Origin of the sequence: Mesorhizobium sp. BH1-1-5, from assembly GCF_020165615.1 — a bacterium.
GTDB lineage: Bacteria > Pseudomonadota > Alphaproteobacteria > Rhizobiales > Rhizobiaceae > Mesorhizobium.
This window is the reverse complement of the sequence record NZ_JAIUIM010000024.1, coordinates 22,763-44,579: the sequence shown is the minus strand read 5'-3', so window position 1 is coordinate 44,579 and position 21,817 is coordinate 22,763. Positions and strand designations below refer to the sequence as shown.

Sequence of the window (21,817 nt, the reverse complement as noted above, 5' to 3'; positions counted from 1 at the left end):
TACCAGTAAGTAACATGCTGGAAGTTACAGACCGGTAACACCCTAGTCAAGAGGTGGCGACGGTTTTTTTGGAAACGACGAAAGGAGATCATGATGACTGACGGCGTCGCGGAGCGTTCCCGCCCCCGGGATCGAATCCTGGAGACGGCGCAGGATATGTTCCACAAGCACGGCATCAAGGGTGTGGGCGTCGACGCCATCACCGAGGCTGCCGGCACCAACAAGATGACGCTTTACCGTCACTTCGAGTCGAAGGACGAACTGGTCATCGAATGCCTGCGCGCCACGGCGGCGAAGGCATCGAGGATCTGGGACGAGTTCGAGGCCCAGCATCCCGGCGACAAGCTCGCCCAGCTGCATGCATGGGTTCAAAAAGCTTCGGAACTGCTCAGCGCCGACAGCCGCGGCTGCGACATGGCCAATGCCGCCGTCGAGCTTACCGAGACCGATCACCCGGCAAGGCGCGTCATCAAGGAGCTGAAGGAAGCCCAGCGCGAGAAGCTGGTTGCGCTTTGCCGCGACGCCGGCATCGGCCAGGCCGAGCTTCTCGCCGACACGCTATCGCTGCTGCTCGAAGGCGCGCGCGTCTCGATGCAGAGTGTCGGCGCCGAAGGCCCGAGCGCGCAGTTCGTGCGCATGGCCGAGAGCCTGATCGTCTCGTTCCGGGTGCGCTGATCGCGCTGCTCACGGAGTTCCCCTTATCCGGCCGCTTCGCGGCCACCTTCTCCCCGAGGGGAGAAGAGGTCTCCTCTCCCCTCGGGGAGAGGTCGGATTGCCCGAATTGCTTTGCAATTCGGTTGGGCAATCCGGGTGAGGGGCTGGTGCGCCTCCAGGTCACGCTGTTCGGGCAAAGAAAAAGCCCGCTGCCGGGAGGAGGTGGCAGCGGGCTTCGATTTCGAATACGGCACGGGAGGAGGTGTACCGTATCCACCGTCGGCATCACATCTGGGAGGAGGAGACGGCCGACACCCAAATAGATACGGGGTGCCTAACGATTCGGCAATTGCGAAACGTGCATAGCTGCTGTGCAGAATTGCCGGATCAATCGTCAGACAAATCCACAACCAGCCGTTGGCGGCGGGCGCCTGCTACTGCACAGGCACGTTTTCCTTGAAGATCAGCCGCGGCTCGATGAACTTTTTCGTCAGATAGGGTGCCGAGGAGGCGATCGAGCCCAGCAGGCGGATCACGGACTGCTCGGCGATCAGCCGCGCATTCTGGTCGATGACGACATCGGCGAGATCGTCGACGAGATAGCGCCGCGTCTCCTTGGTCAGATCGTGGCAGATGAAGACCGGCTTCCTGCGCGGCTTGACCTCGAGCAGGGCCTTGGCCACGCCGGAGCGTCCGGCGCCGACGCAATAGATGCCGAGCAGCTCCGGTTCGTTGTGCAGCGCTTTGATGGTTGCGCTGTAGCTGGCGTCCGGGTCGTCATTACTCTCGGCGGCACTTGAGACGGTGAGGTTGGGAAACTCCTCGCTCAGCACCGAACGAAAGCCCATCTCGCGCTCCTCGTGGCCGCGATAGGAGCGTGAGCCGACCACCATCGCCAGATGCCCGGTGCGGCCGCTCAAGAATCTGCCCATCAGCAACGCCGCCGTGCGACCCGCCACTCGGTTGTCGATGCCGACATAGGCCGAGCGGGGTGCTGCCGGCACGTCCGAGATCAGCGTCACCAGCCTGATCCCGGCATCGACCAGCTCGCGCAGGATGTTGCGCGTGCGCGGGTGGTCGACGGCGATGACGCCGACGCCATTGGCCTTCAGCGACAGATTCTCCGCAGCACTCTGCAGCGCGCCAGGTGAGATACCGGCAAGGTTATGGATGCGGCAGGAAGCGACCAGGGGCAGGCGCGCGGCGTAGTCCTCGATGTGATGGGCGAGATCGGCCATGAAGGCGTTGGACCCGATCGGCAGGAAGAATTCGAGATGCGCCGGTTTCGACGGCAGCACGACCTGGTCGAGCGTCGGCAGATAGCCGAGCTGCTTGGCAGCCTCCATCACGCGCTGCCGGTTGGCCGCGCTCGCGCCTGGGCGGTTGTTCAGCACCCGGTCGACCGTCGCGGTCGACAGGCCGCAGCTCCGGGCGATGTCGGTTACGGTGGCTTTCATGGGTCCAGTCATAGGATGGAATGCGAGCCCCTATCAGGCCAAATCAATACCGGTCGATCAACGCCAGGCCAAATCAGCCATGCTGCTGCGGGCCGTCGGAAATCGCGTCCTTGATCTCCTTGTCCGACATGCCGGTGATGACGCGCTCGACCTCCGCGACGGTCGTCTTTTTCGGATCGATGTCGTCGGCCACCACCTTGCCCCGGCGCATCACCACGATGCGGTCGACCACCTGGAAGACGTGATGGATGTTGTGCGCGATGAAGATGCAGGAATGGCCGGAATCGCGGGCGCTGCGCACGAAGCTAAGCACGCCTTGCGTCTCGGCGACGCCGAGATTGTTGGTCGGCTCGTCGAGGATGATGAGATCGCTGTCGAAATGCATGGCGCGCGCGATCGCCACGGCCTGCCGCTCGCCACCCGACAGCGAGCCGATCGGCGTCGTCGGCGGGATGTTTTTGGTGATGCCGACTTGCCTGAGCAGGTCGCGCGCCACCGCGTTCATCGCCTCCTGGTCCATGCGGTTCAGGAAGCGCGGCGCTTTGATCGGCTCGCGCCCCAGGAACAGGTTGCGCGCGATCGACAGCTGCGTGACCAGCGCCGAGTCCTGGTAGATCGTCTCGATGCCATGCGCGATCGCGTCGCTGGTCGAGCGCAAGGTCACTTTCTTGCCGCGGATGAAGATGTCGCCGCTGGTCAATGGCACCGCGCCCGACAGCACCTTGATCAGCGTCGACTTGCCGGCGCCGTTGTCGCCGAGCAGGCCGACGATCTCCTTTTCGTTGACGTGGAAATTGGCGTCCACCAGCGCCTGCACGCGCCCGTAGGACTTGCGGATATTTTCCATGCGAATCAGGGGCTCGGCCATCGTCTTAAGTCCCTGCCTGATGCCGGCGTTCGAGCCATGAATGCAGCGCCATCATGCCGAGGATGATCGCGCCGATGAAGATGTTGTAGGCAAGGCCTGGCACGCCGATCAGCACGATGCCGTTGCGCATGACGCGCAGGATCAGGATGCCGAGCACCGTGCCGATGATGGTGCCGCGCCCGCCGGTCAGCGCCGTGCCGCCGATCACCACCATGGCGATGACCTCGAGCTCGTAGCCGGTGCCGCTGTTGGGGTTGGCGGCGGACGTGCGCAGCGACGAGATGACGCCGGCAAGCGAGGCCATCACCGCCGACAGGATGAACAGGCCGACCTTGACGCGGTTGACGTTGACGCCGCGCGCGCGGGCCGCGTTCGGATTGCCGCCGGCGGCCTGGATCCAGTTGCCGGTCCGGCTCTGCGTCAGCACGTAGCCGAGCACGATCGCGGCACCGATGAACCAGAACAGCGAGGCGTAGACGCGGAACGGGCCGACATAGAAGTCGCCGACCAGGATGTTCGCAAGCCAGCTGCCTTCGGCGCTCCAGGTGCGCTGCGGAAAGCCGTCGGTGATGAACAATGCCGTGCCGCGCACGACCAGCAGCATACCGAGCGTCACCAGGAAGGACGGGATCTTGAGCTGCGTGACGAACCAGCCATTCACCAGTCCGATAACGGCCGCGACCAGCAATGCGATCAGCAGGCCCACTTCCAGCGAGGTGACGCCGCTGTTGTAGAGCGTCCACATCAGCACCGGCGAGAAGCCGAACAGCGAGCCGACCGAAAGGTCGAATTCGCCCGATGTCATCAACAGCGTCATCGCCAGCGCGATCAGGCCGAGCTCGACGGTGAAGGCCAGGATGTTGGAGATGTTCTGCGGCGACAGGAAGTCGGGATTGATGCCCCAGAAGACGACGAGCTCGACGATGAGCAGCACCAGCGGTCCGAATTCCGCTCGCGCGATCAGGCGTTGGATGAAGGAACGGTTTTCCATTGAACCCGCGACAAAAGCGCGGCCGTCCGATTGGGACGGCGCGGGGAGAAGAAAAACGGCCGCGACAGGGCGTCGCGACCGTTCGCTTGAGGGTTATTTGCCGGACAGGATCTTGTCGTAGACGCCGGCGGTGTCCTTCTCATAGAGCGCGCCGGTGATGACGTTGAAGCCCGGAGGGATGCCGCTGGCAGCCATGTTGGCCATCGACAGCGCGATATAGCTGGTCGCTTGCGGATCCTGCCACTGTCCGGCGTTGACGTAGCCGTTCAGTACTTCCTGCGTGGTGTCGAGCGAGTTGCCCCAGCCGACGACCGGGATTTCGCCCGGCTTCACGCCGGCCTGGTCGAACACGCGCTTGATCGAGCCGGTGACGAGGTCGCCCAGGCCGATGATCGCCTTCACCTTGCCCTTGTGCGCGGTGAGGTAGTCGACCATGCGGTTGATCGCTTCGGCTTGGTCGAGCGTCGCCTCGGTCACCTCATAGGTGATGCCGGCCGGCTCGAACACGCTCTTGATGCCTTCCTCTTCCTGCACGCCATAGGTGGCGCCGGGGATCTCGACCGGCATCCAGACGAAGTCGCCCTTCTTCACCAGGCCCTTGTCGACCAGATACTGTGCCCAGTGCTTGCCGAAGGTGACGTTGTCGCCGCCGACATAGGCATTGAAGTTCGCTTTCGGATCGGGCGTGTTGAAGTTGATGATCGGGATGTTGGCCGCGCGGGCCTCCTTGACGATCTCGACGAGGCTGCCCGGATCGGGGCTCGTTGTGGCGATGCCGTCGGCCTTGGCCGCGATCGCGGCGCGCACGGCCTCCTGCTGGGACGCGACGTCGCCATTGTGGAACGAGGTGTTGACGGTGTTGCCCGTGTCCTTGGCCCATTGCTTGGCCCCGGCCAGGAAGTAGGTCCAGACCGGATCGGCCGGGCCGCCATGCGAAATCCAATAGAACGTCTTGGCCTGAGCCATCGCCGGAATGGCGATGGCCATGATCAAGCCAAGCGCGAGCAGTCTTAGCCGCGAAAGCATTCGATTTTCTCCCATGTTGAAACTCTCCTCCTGGATCAGCGCAATGCGGGCCTGGGACCGCATCTCCTGCCAGCGCCGACCGGAACGTCTAGAGCATTCTCTTTTTCGGGCGGTGGCAAGCCTCCATCGCCAGTGGATGTTGGCACAGGCGCGCACGCCATCAGCAATCCCATCAGATTGCATCAGCTGCGGCGATTTTTCTGTGAGGGCGCCGGGCCTCAGCCGCGCTTGGCCGCCTGCCTGCGATCAGCGCGATGGCTGCGCCAGATCCTGCCCAGCCGGTCGACCGCAAGTGCTGCGACCAGCAGCACGCCGACCGCGAAACTGGTCCATGCGCTGGCGATGCCAAGCAACGCCATGCCGCTCAAAACGACCTGGATCACCAGCGCGCCGATCGCCGCCCCGACGACGCTGCCGTGGCCGCCCGACAATCGCGTGCCGCCGATCAGCGCCGCCGTTATGGCGAACAGGGCGAAGTCATTGCCGTCGGCGGGCGCGATCGCGCCTTGCGCGCCAAGATGAATGACGCCGGCGAGCCCCGCGACCGCGCCCATCAGCGCCAGCGCCATCAGCCGTACGGTGGTCGTTGCGATGCCGGCATCGGCGGCCGCTTCCGGATTGCTGCCGGTCGCCTGCACGCGGTAGCCGAAGCGCGTGCGGTGCAGGACGATGTGCAGCGTGAGCGCCAGCAGGACGAAGATGACGACGCTTGCCGGCACCACGCCGAAAGCCTTGCCGGAAAGCGTCGAGAAGAAACCGCCGTCGTCTGCCGGCGGGGTGATCGCTTGTCCTTTGCCAACGACCGACGACAGGCCGTAGGCTATCCACCAGGTGCCGAGCGTCACCGCGATAACCGGCACCCGCAATGCCTGCGCAAGCAGGCCGTTGACGAGGCCGATGCAGGTGCCGAGCGCGACGCCGGCGAGCGCCGAAAGCCAGGGATCTATTCCGGCTGCGATCAGGACTGCCGCGACGACCGCCGCAAGGTGGAACACGGCGCCGACCGACAGGTCGATCTCGCGCAGCGAAAGCACGAACACCATGCCGATGGCGGCGATGCCGGGAAGGGCGGCCTGCTCGATCAACGCAAACAGATTGGCGGGTTCGAGGAACGACCGCTGCAGCCAGCCAAGCAGCCCGACCAGCACAACCAGCGCGACGACCACGCCGGCCTCGGCCGGCAACCGGAAGCTCGGCTTCGTCTTCGGCGTCGCCGATCCGGCCAGGCGCGGGCTGGTGTCGGCAGTGGTCATGCGGCGTTCCTTTGGCTGGTCGTTGCCGGCTCGGGTGCAGGTGCCGCCGTGTCGCCGGTGATCAGCTTGCGAAGAGCCGCGGCGTCCATCTCGGCGCCGGCGACTTCACCGGCGATCCGGCCGTCGCGAAAGGCGAGGACGCGGTCGCAAAGTCCGGCCAACTCGGACATTTCGGTTGAATGCAGCAGCATGATGCAGCCGCTGGCGGCCATTTGCCGGATCAGCCCGTAGATCTCCTGCTTGCTGCCGGTGTCGATGCCGCGCGCCGGCTCATCCAGCAGCACGACCTGCGGACCGATCTCCAGCCATCTGCCGATAGCCACCTTCTGCCGGCCGCCCGTGGACAGGGACCCGGCGAGCTCGTCGCTTCCGCTTCGAATGCGCAGCGCCTCGACCTGCCGTGCCGCGCGCTCGGCCGCTGCCTTCGGCGAATACCAGCGACGGCCCCAGTCGCGCGCGCCGACCACCACGCTGGAGAGGTTGAAGGCGATGGACCTGTCGGCCATCACGCCGGCGTGGCTGGAGGTCAGGCAGATGCCGCGCCGCGCGGCCTCGGTGCGGGTCCTCGGCAGGCTATCGCCGTCGGGGAAACGCACCTTGCCCTTGCGCGCCCTGCGGTGGCCGAACAGCATGGCAAGGACGTCCGACGCACCGGAGCCGGGAAGGCCGGCGAGGCCGGTGATTTCGCCCCCGCGGGCGCTGAACTCGACGCCCGCGAGCCGGCCGCCGCTCAGGCCGGAAACGGTAAGTTGCGGCCGCAGCGTGCCGGCGAGGTTCGACAGCGATCGCAAGGGCAGCGGGAAGAGCGTCAGGCCCAACTGGCCGATCATCGCTTCCTCGGTCGCCGTCAGGTCGGAGCGCGGCTTGGAGAGCACGTCGCGGCCGTTGCGCATGACTGTGACCTGGTCGGCGAGCGCGAGCGCTTCCTCAAGCCGGTTGGTGAGATGGAGAATGGTCATGCCACGCGCTTTCAGCTCGCGCAGCACCGCGAACAGCCTGTCGCGCTGGTTTCGGTCGAGCGCCTCGCACGGCTCGTCCAGCACAAGCAGCCTCGGATGTTCGAGCAGTGCGGCGGCGATGCCGACGAGTTGCCTTTCGCCGGGATCGAGTTCGCCGAGCGGCGCGCCGACATCGACCGCGAGACCGAGCTGGCGCAGCAGCGCAAAACTGCGCGCCCTCATCTCGCGGCGCGAGACCAGGCCGCTCTGCAACGGCTCGCGATTGACGAACAGATTGGCGAGCACCGGCCGGTCAGGAAACAGAGCGGATTGCTGCAGCACCACCGCTAAGCCGTGCTTGCGCGCCGTGTTCGGGCTGTCGATGGCGACCTTATGGCCGTCGATTTCGATCGCGCCGCCATCCGCGCGCTCAATGCCGGCCAATATCCTAGCCAGAACCGACTTGCCGGCGCCGCTTTCGCCGACGACGGCATGGATCGTGCCCCGCTCCGCGGCAAGGCTCATGTCTTCGAGCGCGACAAAGCCGCCAAGGCGCTTGGCGAGGTTGCGCACCGAGATCACTGGCGAATCTGACATTCAGGCGGCCCCCCGACCGCGATGCGATCTTGGAGCGGATCGCGCCCGTAGTCACCTGTATTTCATAAAAAATTACGCTGATGGCAGCCGGCCTCGCCGACGTCGTCAGAGAAGGCCCGCCCTGGACAGGTCGCGCATCAGGTGGCTGGCGCCGTAGGTCCAGTGCGGGCAATCCGGCGACAGGCGCACGCGGTTGGTGAGCGCGCCGAGCTTTTCCGACGAGATGGTGACGATGTCGCCGACCTTGTGAGTAAAGCCCTTGCCCTTTTCGCCGCGATCCTTCGAGGGCACGAACATGGTGCCGAGATAGAGCGCCAGCCCGTCGGGATACTGATGGTGGGGTCCCATCGCCGCCTTGGCCAGCTCTTCCGGCGAACGGCTGATTTCCGCCATCGAGCTTGCGCCCTCCAGCGAGAAGCTATCCTCGCCTTCGACGCTGAGCCGCACCGTCGCGCGCTTCACATCGGCGATGGAAAACGTCTCGTCGAACAGGCGGATGAACGGCCCGAGCGAGGCGGAAGCATTGTTGTCCTTGGCCTTGCCGAGCAGCAGCGCCGAGCGTCCCTCGACGTCGCGCAGATTGACGTCGTTGCCGAGCGTGGCGCCGACGATGCGGCCGGAACCGTCGGCGATCATGGCGATCTCCGGCTCCGGATTGTTCCAGGTGGAGACGGGATGCAGGCCGACATCGGCGCCGAAGCCGACGGAGGCCATCGGCTGGCATTTGGTGAAGATCTCGGCATCCGGGCCGATGCCCACCTCCAGATATTGCGACCAGGCGCCGCGCTGGATCAGCTTGGCCTTGATCTCCATGGCTTCGGGCGAACCGGGCTTCAGCTTCGACAGGTCATGGCCGATCAGCCCTGCGATGTCGGCGCGGATGGCGTCCGCCTTTTCGGCCGAGCCGCGTGCCTGCTCCTCGATGACGCGCTCGAGCAGGCTGACGACGAAGGTGACGCCGGAAGCCTTCACCGCCTGCAGGTCGACGGGCGAAAGCAGGATTGGCTTCTTCGCATCGCGTTTGTCTTCGAAACTGTTCGCCGCGATGTCGGCGAGCGAGCCGATCGCCTTGCCCTTGGCCGAGCGCACATAACCGGCCGGATCCTTCAGTTCGCAAAGGTCGCGCACCGTGGGCGCCGCGTTCGAGGTGATATCGATGACCTGGCTCTCGCGTACCGTGACCACCAGCGGATGGGAACTTTCGCTTGTCCTGGCGCGGCCAACGAACATTCCGTCGGCGGGCAGGCGGGTCGGATCGGTCATGGTGATGCTTCCTCTCGGTTTTTTCGCGCGCGGCACTTTTCCCCGATTTCGTGGAAACGTCTATCCCGCCCGCCGCAACATTTATGGCCATCGGTATGCTGTCACACAGCCATGGCCGGACTGGCCCATCGAAGCGACCTTTCAAATTTGTGAAATCGACAATAGGATTTTCACGAAGCTCTAGCGCCGAGGTGACCTCTTGCCCGTAGCCTTTTCCGATCCGATCTGGCGAAAGCCCAAGGCAGTCCCGGCATTTCAGTCCGGATTGTCGAGCGGCGGCACGCTGGACGCGGTCATCGTCGGCGGCGGCATCATGGGCCTTTCGACGGCGCTGCATGCGGCACGCGCCGGCCTTTCGGTGCAAGTGCTGGATGCCGGCGCGATCGGGCAGGGAGCTTCGGGCCTCAATGGCGGCCAGGTCATTCCCGGCCTCAAATACGACCCTGAATGGCTGCTCAGGCATTTCGGCAAGGAGCGCGGCGAAGCCCTGGTGGAATTCACCGCCGCGACGGCCGACGCGGTGTTCGATTTGATCCGCAACGAGAAGCTGGCCGTGCCGTTCACGCGCAATGGCTGGATCCAGGCGGCGCACACCGAGACCGCCTTGAAGGCGGCGGCCAACCGCGATCGCCAATGGCGCTCGCGCGGCGCCGACGTCGAACTGCTCGACAGGGCCGGGATCGCGGCGATGACCGGCGCCAGGGGCTATCTCGGCGGCTGGCTCGACCGCCGTGCCGGCGTCATCGATCCGCTGTCCTATACACTCGAACTCGCCCGCGTCGCCTCGGCCGCCGGCGCCAGCATCGCCGAGCAGCAGCGAGTGGTGAAGCTCTCCAAGGAAGCCGGCGTCTGGCGGGTTTCGACCCAAAGCGGCACCGAATTGCGCGCCAAGGCGGTCGTGCTTGCCACCAACGCCTATACGGATGGGCTGCTGCCCGGCCTCGCGCAGACGATCGTGCCGCTGCATTCCTTCCAGATTGCCACCGCGCCGTTGCCAGCCGACCTTGCCGCAACCATCCTGCCGGGCGGCCAGGCGGTTTCGGATTCCCGCCGCATCCTGATCTATTACCGCCGGAGTCCCGACGGTAGGATGGTGCTGGGCGGCCGCGGCCGCATGGCGCTGCCTTCACGCGCGGCGGATTGGGCGCATTGCGAACGCGCGCTCATCCGCCTCTATCCGGCGCTCGCCGGCGTCGCCGTCGAAAAGCGCTGGTTCGGCCGCGTGGCGCTGACGCCGGATCACTTGCCGCATCTGCATGAGCCGGAGAAAGGCTTGCTCGCCGTCGTCGGCTGCCAGGGCAGGGGCGTCGGCCTGATGAGCGCGCTGGGCAGGCGCATGGCAAACTACCTTGCGAGCGGTGACGCCAGGCAATTGCCATTTCCCTTGTCGCCGATCCGGCCGATCCCGTTCCACGCTTTCCGGCAGGTCGGCGTCGCTGCCGCAATCACCTGGTATCGCATGCTCGACGCGTTCGAACGCTGACGCCGATCGCGTGCGGCGCACAAGCGATTCAGCTTGCGATTCAGCTTGACAGTTTCATGAATATGAAAAAGCATTAGTCGATTTCAAAAATCCGATGGACAGTTCAATGTCGTCGACCATCGTTGCAGCTCGGCCATCGCCGGAAACCCGCATCTCGCCGGCGTTCCGCTTCGCCATGCTGCTGCCGGGCGGGCTGGTCACCTTCTTCCTGATCCTGTTCGCGCTCGGCCTCGTGGTCTTCCTCGCCTTCAGGGGCAATGACGGCTCGCTGCTCGGCATCGGCCTGACGGCGGAGAATTTCGTCACCGTCGCCACCGACCCACTCTATTGGACGGTGACGCTGCGCTCGCTCGTCATCGCCGGCCTGGTGACGCTCGCTACCGTCGCCACCGCCTATCCGGTCGCCTATTACCTCGCCTTCCATGCCGGCCGCCGCCGCAACCTGCTTCTTTTCCTGGTCACGCTGCCTTTCTGGACCAGCTATCTCTTGCGCGTCTTCGCCTGGAAGATCGTGCTTGCCTATAATGGGGTGCTGAATTCGGCCTTCATCGAGACCGGCCTCTGGTCCGAGCCGACGCTTGCCTTCCTCAACACGCCGGCGGCGGTGGTCGTCACGCTCGCCCACGCTTACGCGCCTTTCGCCATCCTGCCGATCTATGTGGCGCTGGACACGATCCCGAAATCGCTGCTCGAAGCCGCCTCCGACCTCGGCGCGCGGCCTTTCACCAGCTTCCGCCGCGTCGTGCTGCCGAACTCCATGCCGGGCGTGCTGGCGGCCGCCCTCGTCGTCTTCGTGCCGACGGTCGGCGACTATGTCACGCCGGCCATGGTCGGCGGTCCGGCCAGCACCATGATCGGAACGTTGATCCAATCGCAATTCGGCAAGGCCAATGACTGGCCGTTCGGCGCGGCCTTGTCGGTCTGCGTCATGCTGGTCATCCTGTGCGTGGTGCTCGTCGCGCGGGGCGCCGACCGCCGGTTCGGCAGCCGTACATGAGCGCGCGCACCGACACCAATTCAGGCGGCGGCTGGCTCGGCCTCTATGTGCTTGGCTATCTCGTCTTCCTCTATCTGCCGGTGCTTTTGATCCCGCTGTTTTCCCTCAACAACTCCATCCAGGCGGCATTCCCGCTGCAGGGTTTCACGCTTGACTGGTACCGCACGCTCTACGGCAATCCGGCGCTCTCCGGCGCCTTGGCCAACAGCTTGGTCATCGGCATCATCGCGGCCTCCGGCGCGACGCTCTGCGGCATCACCGTCTCCTATATGGACCTTTACGGCCGTTCGCCGCTCGCCGCCACCATCAGCGCCATCGCCCGCCTGCCGATCCTGATCCCCGGCGTCATCGTCGGCATTTCGCTTCTGATCCTGGTCAACCTCATCGGCCTCGGCCCGTCGCGCATTTCGATCGTGCTCGGCCATATCCTCGTCGCGCTGCCGACGACGGTGGTGGTGATGCGCAGCCGCTTCGCCGCCATTCCGAAGACGATCCGCGAGGCGGCGCTCGATCTCGGCGCTTCCGACTGGACGACGTTCCGGCGCGTCATGCTGCCGCTGAGCGCGCCCGCCGTGCTGTCGGCCTTCATGCTCTCTTTCCTGATCTCCTTCGACGAGTTCATCGTCGTCTTCTTCCTCGCCGGCACCGAGTCGACGCTGCCGCTCTACATCTGGAGCCAATTGCGCTTCCCGCGTTCGTTGCCGACCGTGATGGCGCTGGGAACCGTGATCCTCACCGTGTCCTTCATCATCGCCGGCACCGCCGAAATCCTTCGTCATCGCGGCCTCGGCGCCGCGCGCCGCAGTCCAGCCTGAACCACAACAAAGAAGAGGAGAACGAAAATGACATTCCACCTGAAATCGATCACTGGCCGCAAAGCCTTGGCGGGCCTTACGGCGCTCGCCATGGCGCTGTCGTCGACGGTCGCCTTCGCCGCCGACAAGCTGCAATATTTCACCTGGTCGGGTTACGAGCTGCCTGACTTCAACAAGAGCTTCCTTACCGCGCATCCGGACGGCGTCGAGGCGACGATCTTCGGCGATGACGACGATGCCTTCACAAAGGTCAAGGCCGGCTTCCGGCCCGACATCGCGCATCCCTGCTACGACAAGGTGGCGCGCTGGAACAAGGAAGGCCTGCTGCAGCCGATCGACACCAAGCGCATCAAGAACTGGGATTCGATCTTCCCGGTGTTCAAGAACCTGCCCGACCTGCAGGCCGGTGACGGCAAGGTGTGGATGGTGCCGTGGGACTGGGGCAACACCTCGATCCTCTACCGCACCGATCTGGTGAAGAACCCGGAGGCGAGCTGGAACCTTCTGTGGGACAAGCAATATGCCGGCCGCGTGGCGACCATCGACGCCGTGCATGACACGCCGATCGTCGCAGCACTTCTGGCCGGCGTGAACCCCTTCGACATGACGCCGGACCAGATGGACAAGGTGGCCGAAAAGCTGCGCGAGCAGCGGCCGCTGCTGTCGAGCTACACCACCGACATGACCTCGGTCGAGCAGGCGCTGGCCAGCGGCCAGCTGGTCGCCGCCATGACCTGGAACGCGTCGGCCACCTCGCTGAAGAAGCAGGGCGTGCCGGTCGAGTTCATGAAGCCGAAGGAAGGCATGCTCACCTGGGCCTGCGGCTTCGTCATGCTCAAGGACGCCAAGAACGTCGATCTCGCCTATGACTTTATCAACAGCCGGCTCGACGCCGACTCCGGCAAGTTCCTGATCCAGTCCTATGGCTATGGCAGCTCGCTCGCGACCGCTTTCGCCGGCGTATCGAAGGACGAGCTCGACAAGCTGCAACTGCCCGCGGATCCGGACGTCATGCTGAAGACGACGATTTTCACCGGCCCGATGAAGCAGAACGACGATGTGGCGAAGATGTTCGAGAAGGTGAAGGCCGGGGGTTGAGCGCTCTCACCTTCTCCCCTTGTGGGAGAAGGTGGCCGCGCAGCGGCCGGATGAGGGGTGTTCCAGGGAACGCTAGCGTCTCACTCCGCTGGAACACCCCTCATCCGTCTCGGCGCTATCGCGCCGATCCACCTTCTCCCACAAGGGGAGAAGGAGAAAGCAACGAGGACCATTGCATGGATGTTCTTGACGAAGCGGCGGCAAAGCCGAAAGACGAAGCCGACGTCCGGGTCGGCCGGCGTGTGCGGGCGCTCAGGCTCGAGCGCAAGCTGTCGTTGGCCGATCTCGCGGCGAAAGCCGGCATCTCCATCGGCGCGCTCAGCCAGATCGAGCGCGGCATGTCCTCGCTGCGCGTCAAGGTGATCTGGCCGCTGGCGGCGGCGCTGGACATCGAGCCGTCGGCGCTGATCACCGACGGCAACGAAGCGGTCAACGACCTCTATTGCGTGCGCGCCGACAAGCGTCGCGCGATCCCGGTCAAATCCGAAGGCATCGCCAAGGCGCTGCTGTCGCCGCCCGCCGCGACGCTCACCGGCATGCTGGTGACGGTCGAGGCCGGCGGTGGCACAGCGGAGGCCTACGCCCATGCCGGCCACGAATTCGGCTTCGTCATGACCGGCGAGGTCGAGCTGGTGGTGGACGCCACCACCTATGTGCTGAAAGCCGGTGACAGCTTCGCCTTCAAGAGCACGCTGCTGCATGCCTTCCGCAATCCCGGCGCCGAGCGTTGCCAGATCCTCTGGGTCAACACGACAAAACCGTCCGAGGTGCGCGATGGCGCTTGATGCCCTCGTTCGACTGCAGAAGGTTTCGAAAGTATTCCCCGGTGGCATTGTCGGACTTGATAGCGTCGACCTCGACATCGCTCCTGGCGAATTCCTGACTTTGCTCGGTCCCTCAGGCTGCGGCAAGACGACGAGCCTGCGTGTCATCGCCGGCTTCGAAAGCCCGACCGGCGGCAATGTCCTGCTCGATGGCCGTGACATCACTGGCCTGCGGCCCTTCGACCGTCCCGTCAACACAGTCTTCCAGGACTATGCGCTGTTCCCGCATATGGATGTCGCGGCCAATGTCGGCTTCGGCCTGTCGCTGCGCAAGCTCACCGGCGCCGAGCAGGCCAAACGTGTGCGCGAGGCGCTCGACATGGTTGGGCTCGCCGACAAGCTGCGCGCCCATATCTCCGAGCTTTCCGGCGGCCAGCGCCAACGCGTCGCGCTTGCCCGCGCCATCGTCTGCGAGCCGCGCGTGCTTCTGCTCGACGAGCCGCTGTCGGCGCTCGACGCGCATCTGCGCGAGCAGATGCAGATCGAGCTGAAGCGGCTGCAGTCGCGGCTCGGCACCACCTTCGTCATGGTCACGCATGACCAGACCGAGGCGCTGTCGATCTCCGACCGCATCGTCGTCATGAACAAGGGCCGCATCGAGCAGACCGCCGCGCCGGCGACACTCTATGACCGCCCGGCGACGCGCTTCGTCGCCTCTTTCATCGGCACCATGAACCTGCTGCAGTCGCGCTTTGTCGGCCGCGACGGCGAGCGCCTGCGCTTTGCCGCCGGCGATCTGCCCTTGGAGGCCACCTCCGACAGCGGCGAGACGCCGGCCGCCGGCGACACGCGCACCATCGGCGTGCGCCCGGAGGATCTTCTTGCCGCCGGCGAGGCCGCCGAGGGAACCGCGCCGGCACGGGTGAGCGGTGTCGTCTTCCACGGCCGCACGCTGCGCCTTCATGCCGAGCTGGGTGAGGGGACCCCGATCGTCATCGATGCTCCGCGCCGCGCAGACGGTTCTCAATTCAGCGTCGGCGACATGGCGCATGTCAGCCTGCGGCGCGGCGCCAACTGCCCCATGCTTTCCAGTTGATACGATCGTGTGGGTTCAGGACGCCTTGGCGAAGAATCCCTGATAGTCGGACTTGGCCTGCAGCAGGCGCAGGATGTTCTCGCGCGAGCCGCGCACATGCGCGCGGGCGCGGTCGCCGGCCAGCGTGACATCGCCGGCGCAGATCGCGTCGACGATGCCGACATGCTCCTCGCGCGTGAGCTTCCATTCGTCCAGCCACAGAAGCTCCGTCCAGACATATTGCTGGCACTTGTCGAGGATGCCGCAGAGCATGCCGTAGAGCATGTCGTTGCCGCCGATTTCGGCGATCACCCGATGCAGGTCGATGCCGACCTGGAGCTCCTCGAACTTCTCCCGCGTGCTGCGATCGGGGATCGCCGCAAGCCGCTCGCATTCGGCCAGCATCTCGCGCAGTTTCGCCTTGTCGGCTGCGGTCGCATTGGCGGCCGCAAGCTCGGTCGCGCGCCCGTCGAGCAGCTCGCGGATGTCGAAGGCCTCGCGGAACATGGTGAGGTTGAACTCGGCCACCACATAGCCCTGGCGCGGGCGCCCGACCACCAGCCCGTCGCGTTCGAGCCGATTGAAAGCCTCGCGCACCGGTGTGCGGCTGACCTTCAGGCGCTCGGCGATCTCGTTCTCGGTCACGCGACCGCCCGGCGGGACCTGGCCGGTGATGATCAACGCCTTCAGCTTCTCGAACACCGAGTCGCGCAGCGTGTTCTTTCTCTCCTTGCTCAAGCGTCCCGCCTCCAACGGTCAGTCATGGAATCGCAGTCTAGTGCCTTTTAGCGCCTGCTTGAACCCGCGCCTTTTCGGCAGGAGCAAACGCGCCGAGCCGGGCCTCGATACATCCCCGGCAAAAACCCGCATGTCCCATGTTGACATCGGCCTCCGGAGAATTACACTCAAAATTGTATACAAATTCGCATACCAAATCAATGATAACGGGAACACCGGTTGGAGAAGCGAACATGACGAAGAGACTTTGTATTCACGGCATGGCCGTCGCCGGCCTGCTGGCCTCGGTCGCCGTTCCGGCATCGGCCGCCGACACCATCACCGTCGCCTCATGGGGCGGCACCTATCAGGAGGCGCAGACCAAGGCCTTCTTCGACCCGACGGCCAAGGAACTCGGCATCACCATCAAGCAGGACACCACCAACGGCCTCGACGACGTGCGCTTGCAGGTCACCGGCAATGCCGTCAAATGGGACATTACCGAGCTTGGCGCCGACGAATGCGCGCGGGGCTCGAAGGAAGGCCTGTTCGAGAAGCTCGACTACAACGTCATCGACAAGAGCGGCATCAACCCGAAGCTCGTCCATGATGACTGGGTCGGCATCTCCTACACCTCCGTCGTGCTGATCTACCGCACGGACGTCTTCGGCGACAAAGGCCCGAAGACCTGGGCCGATTTCTGGAACGTCGAGAAATTCCCCGGCCGTCGCGCGCTTTCCGGCAGCCAGTCGACCGAGACGTTGAGCGTCGCCGCTTTGGCCAAGGGCATTCCGATCGACAAGGTCTATCCTGTCGACATCGACGGCGCGCTGCAGTCGGTGGATAAGATCCGCGGTCACGTCGATGCCTGGTGGACCTCCGGCGCGCAGGCCATGCAGCTCGTCAAGGACGGCGAGGTCGATATGGCGAGCATCTGGAACGGCCGCGCCGGCACCTTGAAGAAGGAAGGCGCGCCGGTGAGCTTCTCCTTCGACCAGGGCGTGCTCACCGCCGACTGCATGGTCATCCCCAAGGGCTCGAAGAACAAGGACTTCGCCATGAAGGCGCTGGCCAAGTTCGTCAGCCCCGATCTCCAGGCCAATCTGCCGCTTTATGTCGACAACGGCCCAGCCAACGAGAAGGCCTTCGAGACCGGCAAGATCCCGCAGGACCGCATCAAGGACATCAATTCCGCGCCCGAGAACGTCAAGAAACAGGTGCTGCAGGACCCCGCCTTCTGGCGCGACACCCTCGTCGAGGCGACCGAGAAGTTCAACAACCTGATCCAGCAATAACGATCCTATCGGAGCGGCGCAAAATGCGCCGCTCCGCATCGTTTCGCGAAAATGATCCGGAGTTGAAGGAGATGCTCTTGTCTCTCGCGCAGTCCGCGCTTCCCATCGGCATCAGTGGCATCGAGAAGCGCTTCGGCGGCTTGTCCGTGCTGCACGATCTCGGCCTCGATGTCGCGGCAGGCGAATTCCTGACGCTGCTTGGCCCGTCCGGCTCGGGAAAGACGACGCTCTTGATGATCCTGGCCGGTTTCGTGCGGGCCAATGCCGGCTCGATCAAGGTCGGCGGCGAGGAGATCATCACCATGCCGCCGCACAAGCGCAACATCGGCATGGTGTTCCAGAACTATGCGCTGTTTCCGCATATGAACGTCTTCCACAACATCGCCTTCCCGCTGAAGCAGCGGCGCGTATCGGCCGCTGAAACGGCCGAACGCGTGGAAAGGGCGCTGGACCTTGTGCAGTTGAAAGGCCTCGGCGAGCGCCGCGTCGACCAGCTCTCCGGCGGCCAGCGCCAACGCGTGGCCCTGGCCCGCGCCATCGTCTTCGAGCCGCGCATCGTCTTGATGGACGAGCCGCTGTCGGCGCTCGACAAGAGCCTGCGCGAGCATATGCAGATCGAGCTGCGCAACCTGCATCGAAGGCTCGGCATGACGACGGTCTACGTCACGCATGACCAGCGCGAGGCGATCACCATGTCGGACCGCATCGCCGTCATGAATGCCGGGCGCATCGAGCAGATCGACCAGCCCGAAGTTCTTTACGCCAGGCCGCAGACGAAGTTCGTCGCAGGCTTCATCGGCGAATCCAGCTTCATTCCGGTCGAATGCCGCAATGGCGGCGTCTGGCTTGAAGGCAGCAAGCTGCGCATGAAGGATCCGATGCCGTCCCCAGGCCGGCATTTGATGGTGGTGCGGCCGGAGAAGCTGCGCCTGATCAACGGCGAACAAACCGGCGACGTCAATGCGCTGCCCGCTACCGTCGGCGACGTTATCTATCAGGGCGACAGCTTCGTCTGCTACGCGACGCTCAAGGACGGCCGACAGGTGACTCTGCGCGACTATTGCCGCTCCGACGTGCTGGCAAAACTGCCGGCGCCGGGCGAGCCGATAACGCTCGGCATCGATGCGCAGGATGTCGTGCTGGTGGCGGACCAATGAGCATCGCATCCGCCAGTCTCGATCGTGCCCGCCGGCCCGATGGGGCGATCAACGCCGATGCGTTGGCCGCCGACGCGCGGCGGGAAGCGCGTGGCCTGTTCGCGCTTCTGTCGCCCGGGCTCTCCCTGGTCTTCGCCGTCATCATCGTGCCGATCGGCTGGCTGTTCTGGCTCTCGCTGTTCGACGAAGCCGGTCAGCTCAGCGCCGCCAACTACGCGCGCTTCTTCGAGCAGGCGTCCTACATCAAGACCTTCGTCACCACCTTCAAGGTGGCCTTCTTCGTCACCGGCGCCAGCGTGCTGTTCGGCTATCCGCTGGCCTATATGCTGTCGCAGCTGCCGCGCCGCGCCGCCTCGATCTGCCTGATCTTCGTCATCCTGCCGTTCTGGACCTCGGTGCTGGTGCGCACCTATGCCTGGCTGGTCATCCTGCAGCGCAAGGGGTTGGTGAACACGTGGCTGATGGATCTCGGCGTGATCGGCCAACCGCTGCCGCTCGCCAACAATTTCGCCGGCGTGGCCATCGGCATGACCCACATCATGCTGCCCTTCCTGGTGCTGCCGCTCTACGCCTCGATGAAGAGCATCGACACCGATTGCCTGCGCGCCGGCATGAATCTCGGCGCGAGCCCTAGCGCCACCTTCTGGCAGATTTTCCTGCCGCTGTCGCTGCCCGGTCTCGCCTCGGGCGTTGTGATCGTCTTCGTGCTCTGCCTCGGCTTCTTCGTCACCCCGGCGCTGATGGGCGGCGGCAAGGTCATCATGTGGGCCATGCGCATGGAGCAGACCACCAGCCTTTATTCCAACTGGGGAGCGGGCGCCGCGCTCGGCGTCGTGCTGCTCGGCGTCACGCTGGCGCTGCTCGGCCTCTTCCAGTGGTTGCTCGGCGCCCGCGTCACCGGGGTCTGGAGTCAGCGATGAGCATGGAAAATGCCTTGCCCATCTCGCATACACAACGCCTCTGGCTCTATGCGCTGGGCGGCCTCGTCATGCTGTTCCTGATCGCGCCGTCGGTGATCATCGTCATCATGTCCTTTTCCGGCTCGTCGCTCTTGCAGTTCCCGCCGCAGGAATGGTCGCTGCGCTGGTATGAGAGCTATTTCGGCTCCGTCGAATGGCGCGACGCGACAATCGTGTCCGTCAAGGTGGCTGTGATGACGGCGATCGTCGCAACCCTGCTCGGCACCGCCGCTGCCTACGCCATCAACGCCCGCACGCTGCGGCTGACCGGCTTGATCAACGCGCTGCTCACGGTATCGCTGATCATCCCGGTCATCCTGATCGGCATCGGCACCTTTTTCCTCTATGCCCGCATCGGCCTCAACAACACGCTGACCGGCCTCGTCATCGCGCATACCGTGCAGGCGCTGCCGCTGGTCGTGCTCACCGTCCTTTCGGGGCTGCGCTCCTATGACATGAACCAGGAGATGGTCGCGCGCAGCCTCGGCGCCGGCCGCTTCTCCGCTTTCTTCCAGGTGACGATGCCGCAGATACGCTTCTCGATCGTCTCGGGCGCGCTGTTTGCCTTCATCACCTCCTTCGACGAGGTGGTGGTCTCCCTGTTCATCTCCGGCGGCGAGACCACGACGCTCACGCGCCGCATGTTCAATGCGCTGCGCGACCAGATCGATCCGACGATCGCCGCCATTTCGACTTGCCTGATCGTGCTATCGATCGTCTTGTTGTCCGCCGCCCAGCTTTTCGGCCGCGGACGTTGATTTGAGGGATACCGACAACAGCATGCGTGACTTCCAGTTTCCCGGCCGCTCGCCGGTCCGCGCCACCGAGGCCATGGCCGCGACCTCGCATCCGCTCGCCACCCTTGCGGCGATCGACATGCTGCGATCCGGCGGCAACGCCATGGACGCCGCGGTCTGTGCGGCCGCGGTGCAGGCCGTGGTCGAGCCGCAGTCGACCGGCATCGGCGGCGACTGTTTTGTCCTCTATTGTCCGAAGGGGCAGGGCGAGGTGATCGCCTTCAACGGCTCGGGCCGCGCACCCGCCGCCGCGACCGTCGACTGGTACCGGGACAAGGGATTCAGCGAACTGCCGAAACAGGGGCCGCACGCGGTCACGGTTCCCGGCGCCATCGATGCCTGGTGCCGCTTGCTGGAGGATCACGGCCGCAAGGGTCTGGCTGACGCGCTTGCTCCGGCCATTCGTTACGCGGAAGAAGGCTATGTCGTGCACGACCGCGTCGCCTTCGACTGGCAGGATCCGGAAACCGACCTGTCGGCCGACGAGGTGGCGACGCGCATCTTCCTGCCCGGCGGCAAGTCGCCCAAGGCGGGTGACGTCCATCGCCAACCGGAACTGGCGGAGACGCTGCGCATCATCGCCAGGAAAGGCCGCGCCGGTTTTTATGAAGGCGAGGTCGCGGACGATCTGGTCGGCCGGCTGCGCGCGCTTGGCGGCCTGCATACGCTCGACGATTTCGCCGCCACCAAGGGTGATTACCGGACCCCGGTCAGCACCTCCTACCGCGGCTACGACATCCATCAGATGCCGCCCAACAACCAGGGCCTGACCGCGCTTTTGATGCTGAACCTGCTCTCGGGCTTTGAACTGGGCAAGCTCGATCCCGATGGCGCCGCGCGCCTGCACCTCGAGATCGAGGCGGGCAGGCTCGCCTATCAGGACCGCGACGCGTTCTTCGCCGACCAGGATCATGTCGACGTGCCGGTCAAGGCGCTGCTTTCCGGCGCCTATGCCGACCGGCTGCGTGCCGCGATCGATCCCGGGCGCGCCATGACCGATCTGCCGCGCCTCGACCTTCCCGGCAGCGACACGGTCTATATCAGCGTCGTCGACCGCGACCGCAACGCGGTGAGCTTCATCAACTCGACCTATTATTCCTTCGGCAGCGGCGTCGTCGGCCCGAAGACCGGGGTCGTGCTGCAGAACCGTGGTTCCAGCTTCAGCCTCGACCCGAAGCACCCGAACGCGATCGCGCCCGGCAAGCGGCCGATGCACACGATCATGCCGGGCATGATGACGAAGGGCGGTCGCGCCATGATGCCCTTCGGCGTTATGGGCGGCGGCTACCAGCCCTTCGGCCATGTGCATCTTTTGACCAACATGATCGACTTCGGCATGAACCCGCAGCAGGCGATCGATGCGGCGCGCGTGTTCTACAACCACGACGTCGTCGAGGCCGAGCGAAGCGTGCGCGCCGAGACGACCGAAGGCCTGCGCCGGCTTGGCCACAAGGTGGTCGAGCCCGATCATCCGCTGGGCGGCGGGCAGGCGGTGCTGATCGATTGGGAAAAGGGCACGCTGACCGGCGCGTCCGATCCGCGCAAGGACGGGCTGGCCCTCGGATATTGAGCCGCCATTTGCTGGACATAAGCCGATCGTTCGAAACATAGTC

Annotated in this window: 20 protein-coding genes; 12 read left to right on the top strand and 8 right to left on the bottom strand. The window is 64.9% G+C overall.

Annotated features, from left to right (window positions below; genetic code table 11):
- Positions 1 to 93: 93 nt before the first annotated feature.
- Positions 94 to 675 carry a TetR/AcrR family transcriptional regulator gene (locus LB572_RS26475; RefSeq protein WP_140801753.1) on the top strand — a complete coding sequence of 194 codons (582 nt, stop codon included), beginning with the start codon at positions 94 to 96 and terminating at the stop codon, positions 673 to 675.
- Between the two features lie 413 nt (positions 676 to 1,088).
- On the opposite strand, the gene LB572_RS26470 is transcribed toward LB572_RS26475, so the two are convergent.
- The 7 genes from LB572_RS26470 to LB572_RS26440 all read right to left on the bottom strand — a co-directional run bounded on the left by LB572_RS26470 (position 1,089) and on the right by LB572_RS26440 (position 9,047).
- On the bottom strand, positions 1,089 to 2,111 hold the full coding sequence (locus LB572_RS26470) for a LacI family DNA-binding transcriptional regulator (RefSeq protein ID WP_140801752.1): 1,023 nt from the start codon (positions 2,109 to 2,111) through the stop codon (positions 1,089 to 1,091).
- A 73-nt stretch (positions 2,112 to 2,184) separates the two neighbouring features.
- A complete protein-coding gene (locus LB572_RS26465) occupies positions 2,185 to 2,979 on the bottom strand; it encodes an ATP-binding cassette domain-containing protein (protein ID WP_224669810.1) in 795 nt (264 codons plus the stop codon).
- Positions 2,980 to 2,983: 4 nt separating this feature from the next.
- Entirely contained in the window at positions 2,984 to 3,970 is a 987-nt protein-coding gene (locus tag LB572_RS26460; RefSeq protein ID WP_140801750.1) for an ABC transporter permease, read from the bottom strand.
- A gap of 93 nt (positions 3,971 to 4,063) precedes the next feature.
- On the bottom strand, positions 4,064 to 4,996 hold the full coding sequence (locus tag LB572_RS26455) for a substrate-binding domain-containing protein (protein WP_140801749.1): 933 nt from the start codon (positions 4,994 to 4,996) through the stop codon (positions 4,064 to 4,066).
- 218 nt (positions 4,997 to 5,214) lie between these two features.
- Complete coding sequence (locus LB572_RS26450) at positions 5,215 to 6,249, bottom strand: ABC transporter permease (RefSeq protein ID WP_224669809.1); 1,035 nt, start codon at positions 6,247 to 6,249, stop codon at positions 5,215 to 5,217.
- Positions 6,246 to 7,784 (bottom strand): sugar ABC transporter ATP-binding protein, encoded by a 1,539-nt coding sequence (locus LB572_RS26445; RefSeq protein WP_224669808.1) that lies wholly within the window; start codon positions 7,782 to 7,784, stop codon positions 6,246 to 6,248. The genes LB572_RS26450 and LB572_RS26445 overlap by 4 nt, the downstream gene beginning before the upstream one ends.
- A 105-nt stretch (positions 7,785 to 7,889) precedes the next feature.
- Positions 7,890 to 9,047 (bottom strand): fumarylacetoacetate hydrolase family protein, encoded by a 1,158-nt coding sequence (locus LB572_RS26440; RefSeq protein WP_224669807.1) that lies wholly within the window; start codon positions 9,045 to 9,047, stop codon positions 7,890 to 7,892.
- Positions 9,048 to 9,246: 199 nt separating this feature from the next.
- On the opposite strand from LB572_RS26440, the gene LB572_RS26435 reads away from it, so the two are divergent.
- The 6 genes from LB572_RS26435 (at position 9,247) to LB572_RS26410 (ending at position 15,300) form a co-directional block, all read left to right on the top strand.
- Positions 9,247 to 10,530 carry an NAD(P)/FAD-dependent oxidoreductase gene (locus LB572_RS26435; RefSeq protein ID WP_224669806.1) on the top strand — a complete coding sequence of 428 codons (1,284 nt, stop codon included), beginning with the start codon at positions 9,247 to 9,249 and terminating at the stop codon, positions 10,528 to 10,530.
- A 106-nt stretch (positions 10,531 to 10,636) separates the two neighbouring features.
- A complete protein-coding gene (locus LB572_RS26430) occupies positions 10,637 to 11,527 on the top strand; it encodes an ABC transporter permease (protein ID WP_224669805.1) in 891 nt (296 codons plus the stop codon).
- On the top strand, positions 11,524 to 12,342 hold the full coding sequence (locus LB572_RS26425; RefSeq protein WP_224669804.1) for an ABC transporter permease: 819 nt from the start codon (positions 11,524 to 11,526) through the stop codon (positions 12,340 to 12,342). The genes LB572_RS26430 and LB572_RS26425 overlap by 4 nt, the downstream gene beginning before the upstream one ends.
- Before the next feature lie 27 nt (positions 12,343 to 12,369).
- Complete coding sequence (locus LB572_RS26420; RefSeq protein ID WP_224669803.1) at positions 12,370 to 13,440, top strand: ABC transporter substrate-binding protein; 1,071 nt, start codon at positions 12,370 to 12,372, stop codon at positions 13,438 to 13,440.
- 176 nt (positions 13,441 to 13,616) lie between these two features.
- Entirely contained in the window at positions 13,617 to 14,225 is a 609-nt protein-coding gene (locus LB572_RS26415; RefSeq protein ID WP_140807810.1) for a cupin domain-containing protein, read from the top strand.
- On the top strand, positions 14,215 to 15,300 hold the full coding sequence (locus tag LB572_RS26410; RefSeq protein ID WP_224669802.1) for an ABC transporter ATP-binding protein: 1,086 nt from the start codon (positions 14,215 to 14,217) through the stop codon (positions 15,298 to 15,300). Before LB572_RS26415 ends, LB572_RS26410 begins: the two co-directional genes overlap by 11 nt.
- A gap of 15 nt (positions 15,301 to 15,315) precedes the next feature.
- Here LB572_RS26410 and LB572_RS26405 read toward each other — a convergent pair whose 3' ends face one another.
- Entirely contained in the window at positions 15,316 to 16,017 is a 702-nt protein-coding gene (locus LB572_RS26405) for a GntR family transcriptional regulator (protein ID WP_224669801.1), read from the bottom strand.
- A 233-nt stretch (positions 16,018 to 16,250) separates the two neighbouring features.
- Between LB572_RS26405 and LB572_RS26400 the strand changes: the two genes are divergently transcribed.
- The 5 genes from LB572_RS26400 (at position 16,251) to ggt (ending at position 21,774) form a co-directional block, all read left to right on the top strand.
- The gene (locus LB572_RS26400) at positions 16,251 to 17,291 is read left to right on the top strand and encodes an ABC transporter substrate-binding protein (RefSeq protein ID WP_224669800.1); all 1,041 of its coding nucleotides are present in this window, start codon (positions 16,251 to 16,253) and stop codon (positions 17,289 to 17,291) included.
- 77 nt (positions 17,292 to 17,368) lie between these two features.
- Positions 17,369 to 18,448, top strand: a complete 1,080-nt coding sequence (locus LB572_RS26395; RefSeq protein ID WP_224669842.1) for an ABC transporter ATP-binding protein — start codon at positions 17,369 to 17,371, stop codon at positions 18,446 to 18,448.
- A complete protein-coding gene (locus LB572_RS26390) occupies positions 18,445 to 19,368 on the top strand; it encodes an ABC transporter permease (protein WP_224669799.1) in 924 nt (307 codons plus the stop codon). The genes LB572_RS26395 and LB572_RS26390 overlap by 4 nt, the downstream gene beginning before the upstream one ends.
- Positions 19,365 to 20,165 carry an ABC transporter permease gene (locus LB572_RS26385; protein ID WP_224669798.1) on the top strand — a complete coding sequence of 267 codons (801 nt, stop codon included), beginning with the start codon at positions 19,365 to 19,367 and terminating at the stop codon, positions 20,163 to 20,165. The genes LB572_RS26390 and LB572_RS26385 overlap by 4 nt, the downstream gene beginning before the upstream one ends.
- A 22-nt stretch (positions 20,166 to 20,187) precedes the next feature.
- Positions 20,188 to 21,774 (top strand): gamma-glutamyltransferase, encoded by a 1,587-nt coding sequence (gene ggt / locus LB572_RS26380; RefSeq protein WP_224669797.1) that lies wholly within the window; start codon positions 20,188 to 20,190, stop codon positions 21,772 to 21,774.
- Positions 21,775 to 21,817: the final 43 nt, after the last annotated feature.

What these genes read in the sequence shown, in the direction of transcription:
- LB572_RS26475 (WP_140801753.1), top strand. Translation starts at nt 94, where the DNA reads ATGACTGACGGCGTCGCGGAGCGTTCCCGCCCCCGGGATCGAATCCTG.
- LB572_RS26470 (WP_140801752.1), bottom strand. Translation starts at nt 2,111, where the DNA reads ATGAAAGCCACCGTAACCGACATCGCCCGGAGCTGCGGCCTGTCGACC.
- LB572_RS26465 (WP_224669810.1), bottom strand. Translation starts at nt 2,979, where the DNA reads ATGGCCGAGCCCCTGATTCGCATGGAAAATATCCGCAAGTCCTACGGG.
- LB572_RS26460 (WP_140801750.1), bottom strand. Translation starts at nt 3,970, where the DNA reads ATGGAAAACCGTTCCTTCATCCAACGCCTGATCGCGCGAGCGGAATTC.
- LB572_RS26455 (WP_140801749.1), bottom strand. Translation starts at nt 4,996, where the DNA reads ATGCTTTCGCGGCTAAGACTGCTCGCGCTTGGCTTGATCATGGCCATC.
- LB572_RS26450 (WP_224669809.1), bottom strand. Translation starts at nt 6,249, where the DNA reads ATGACCACTGCCGACACCAGCCCGCGCCTGGCCGGATCGGCGACGCCG.
- LB572_RS26445 (WP_224669808.1), bottom strand. Translation starts at nt 7,784, where the DNA reads ATGTCAGATTCGCCAGTGATCTCGGTGCGCAACCTCGCCAAGCGCCTT.
- LB572_RS26440 (WP_224669807.1), bottom strand. Translation starts at nt 9,047, where the DNA reads ATGACCGATCCGACCCGCCTGCCCGCCGACGGAATGTTCGTTGGCCGC.
- LB572_RS26430 (WP_224669805.1), top strand. Translation starts at nt 10,637, where the DNA reads ATGTCGTCGACCATCGTTGCAGCTCGGCCATCGCCGGAAACCCGCATC.
- LB572_RS26425 (WP_224669804.1), top strand. Translation starts at nt 11,524, where the DNA reads ATGAGCGCGCGCACCGACACCAATTCAGGCGGCGGCTGGCTCGGCCTC.
- LB572_RS26420 (WP_224669803.1), top strand. Translation starts at nt 12,370, where the DNA reads ATGACATTCCACCTGAAATCGATCACTGGCCGCAAAGCCTTGGCGGGC.
- LB572_RS26415 (WP_140807810.1), top strand. Translation starts at nt 13,617, where the DNA reads ATGGATGTTCTTGACGAAGCGGCGGCAAAGCCGAAAGACGAAGCCGAC.
- LB572_RS26410 (WP_224669802.1), top strand. Translation starts at nt 14,215, where the DNA reads ATGGCGCTTGATGCCCTCGTTCGACTGCAGAAGGTTTCGAAAGTATTC.
- LB572_RS26400 (WP_224669800.1), top strand. Translation starts at nt 16,251, where the DNA reads ATGACGAAGAGACTTTGTATTCACGGCATGGCCGTCGCCGGCCTGCTG.
- LB572_RS26390 (WP_224669799.1), top strand. Translation starts at nt 18,445, where the DNA reads ATGAGCATCGCATCCGCCAGTCTCGATCGTGCCCGCCGGCCCGATGGG.
- LB572_RS26385 (WP_224669798.1), top strand. Translation starts at nt 19,365, where the DNA reads ATGAGCATGGAAAATGCCTTGCCCATCTCGCATACACAACGCCTCTGG.
- ggt (WP_224669797.1), top strand. Translation starts at nt 20,188, where the DNA reads ATGCGTGACTTCCAGTTTCCCGGCCGCTCGCCGGTCCGCGCCACCGAG.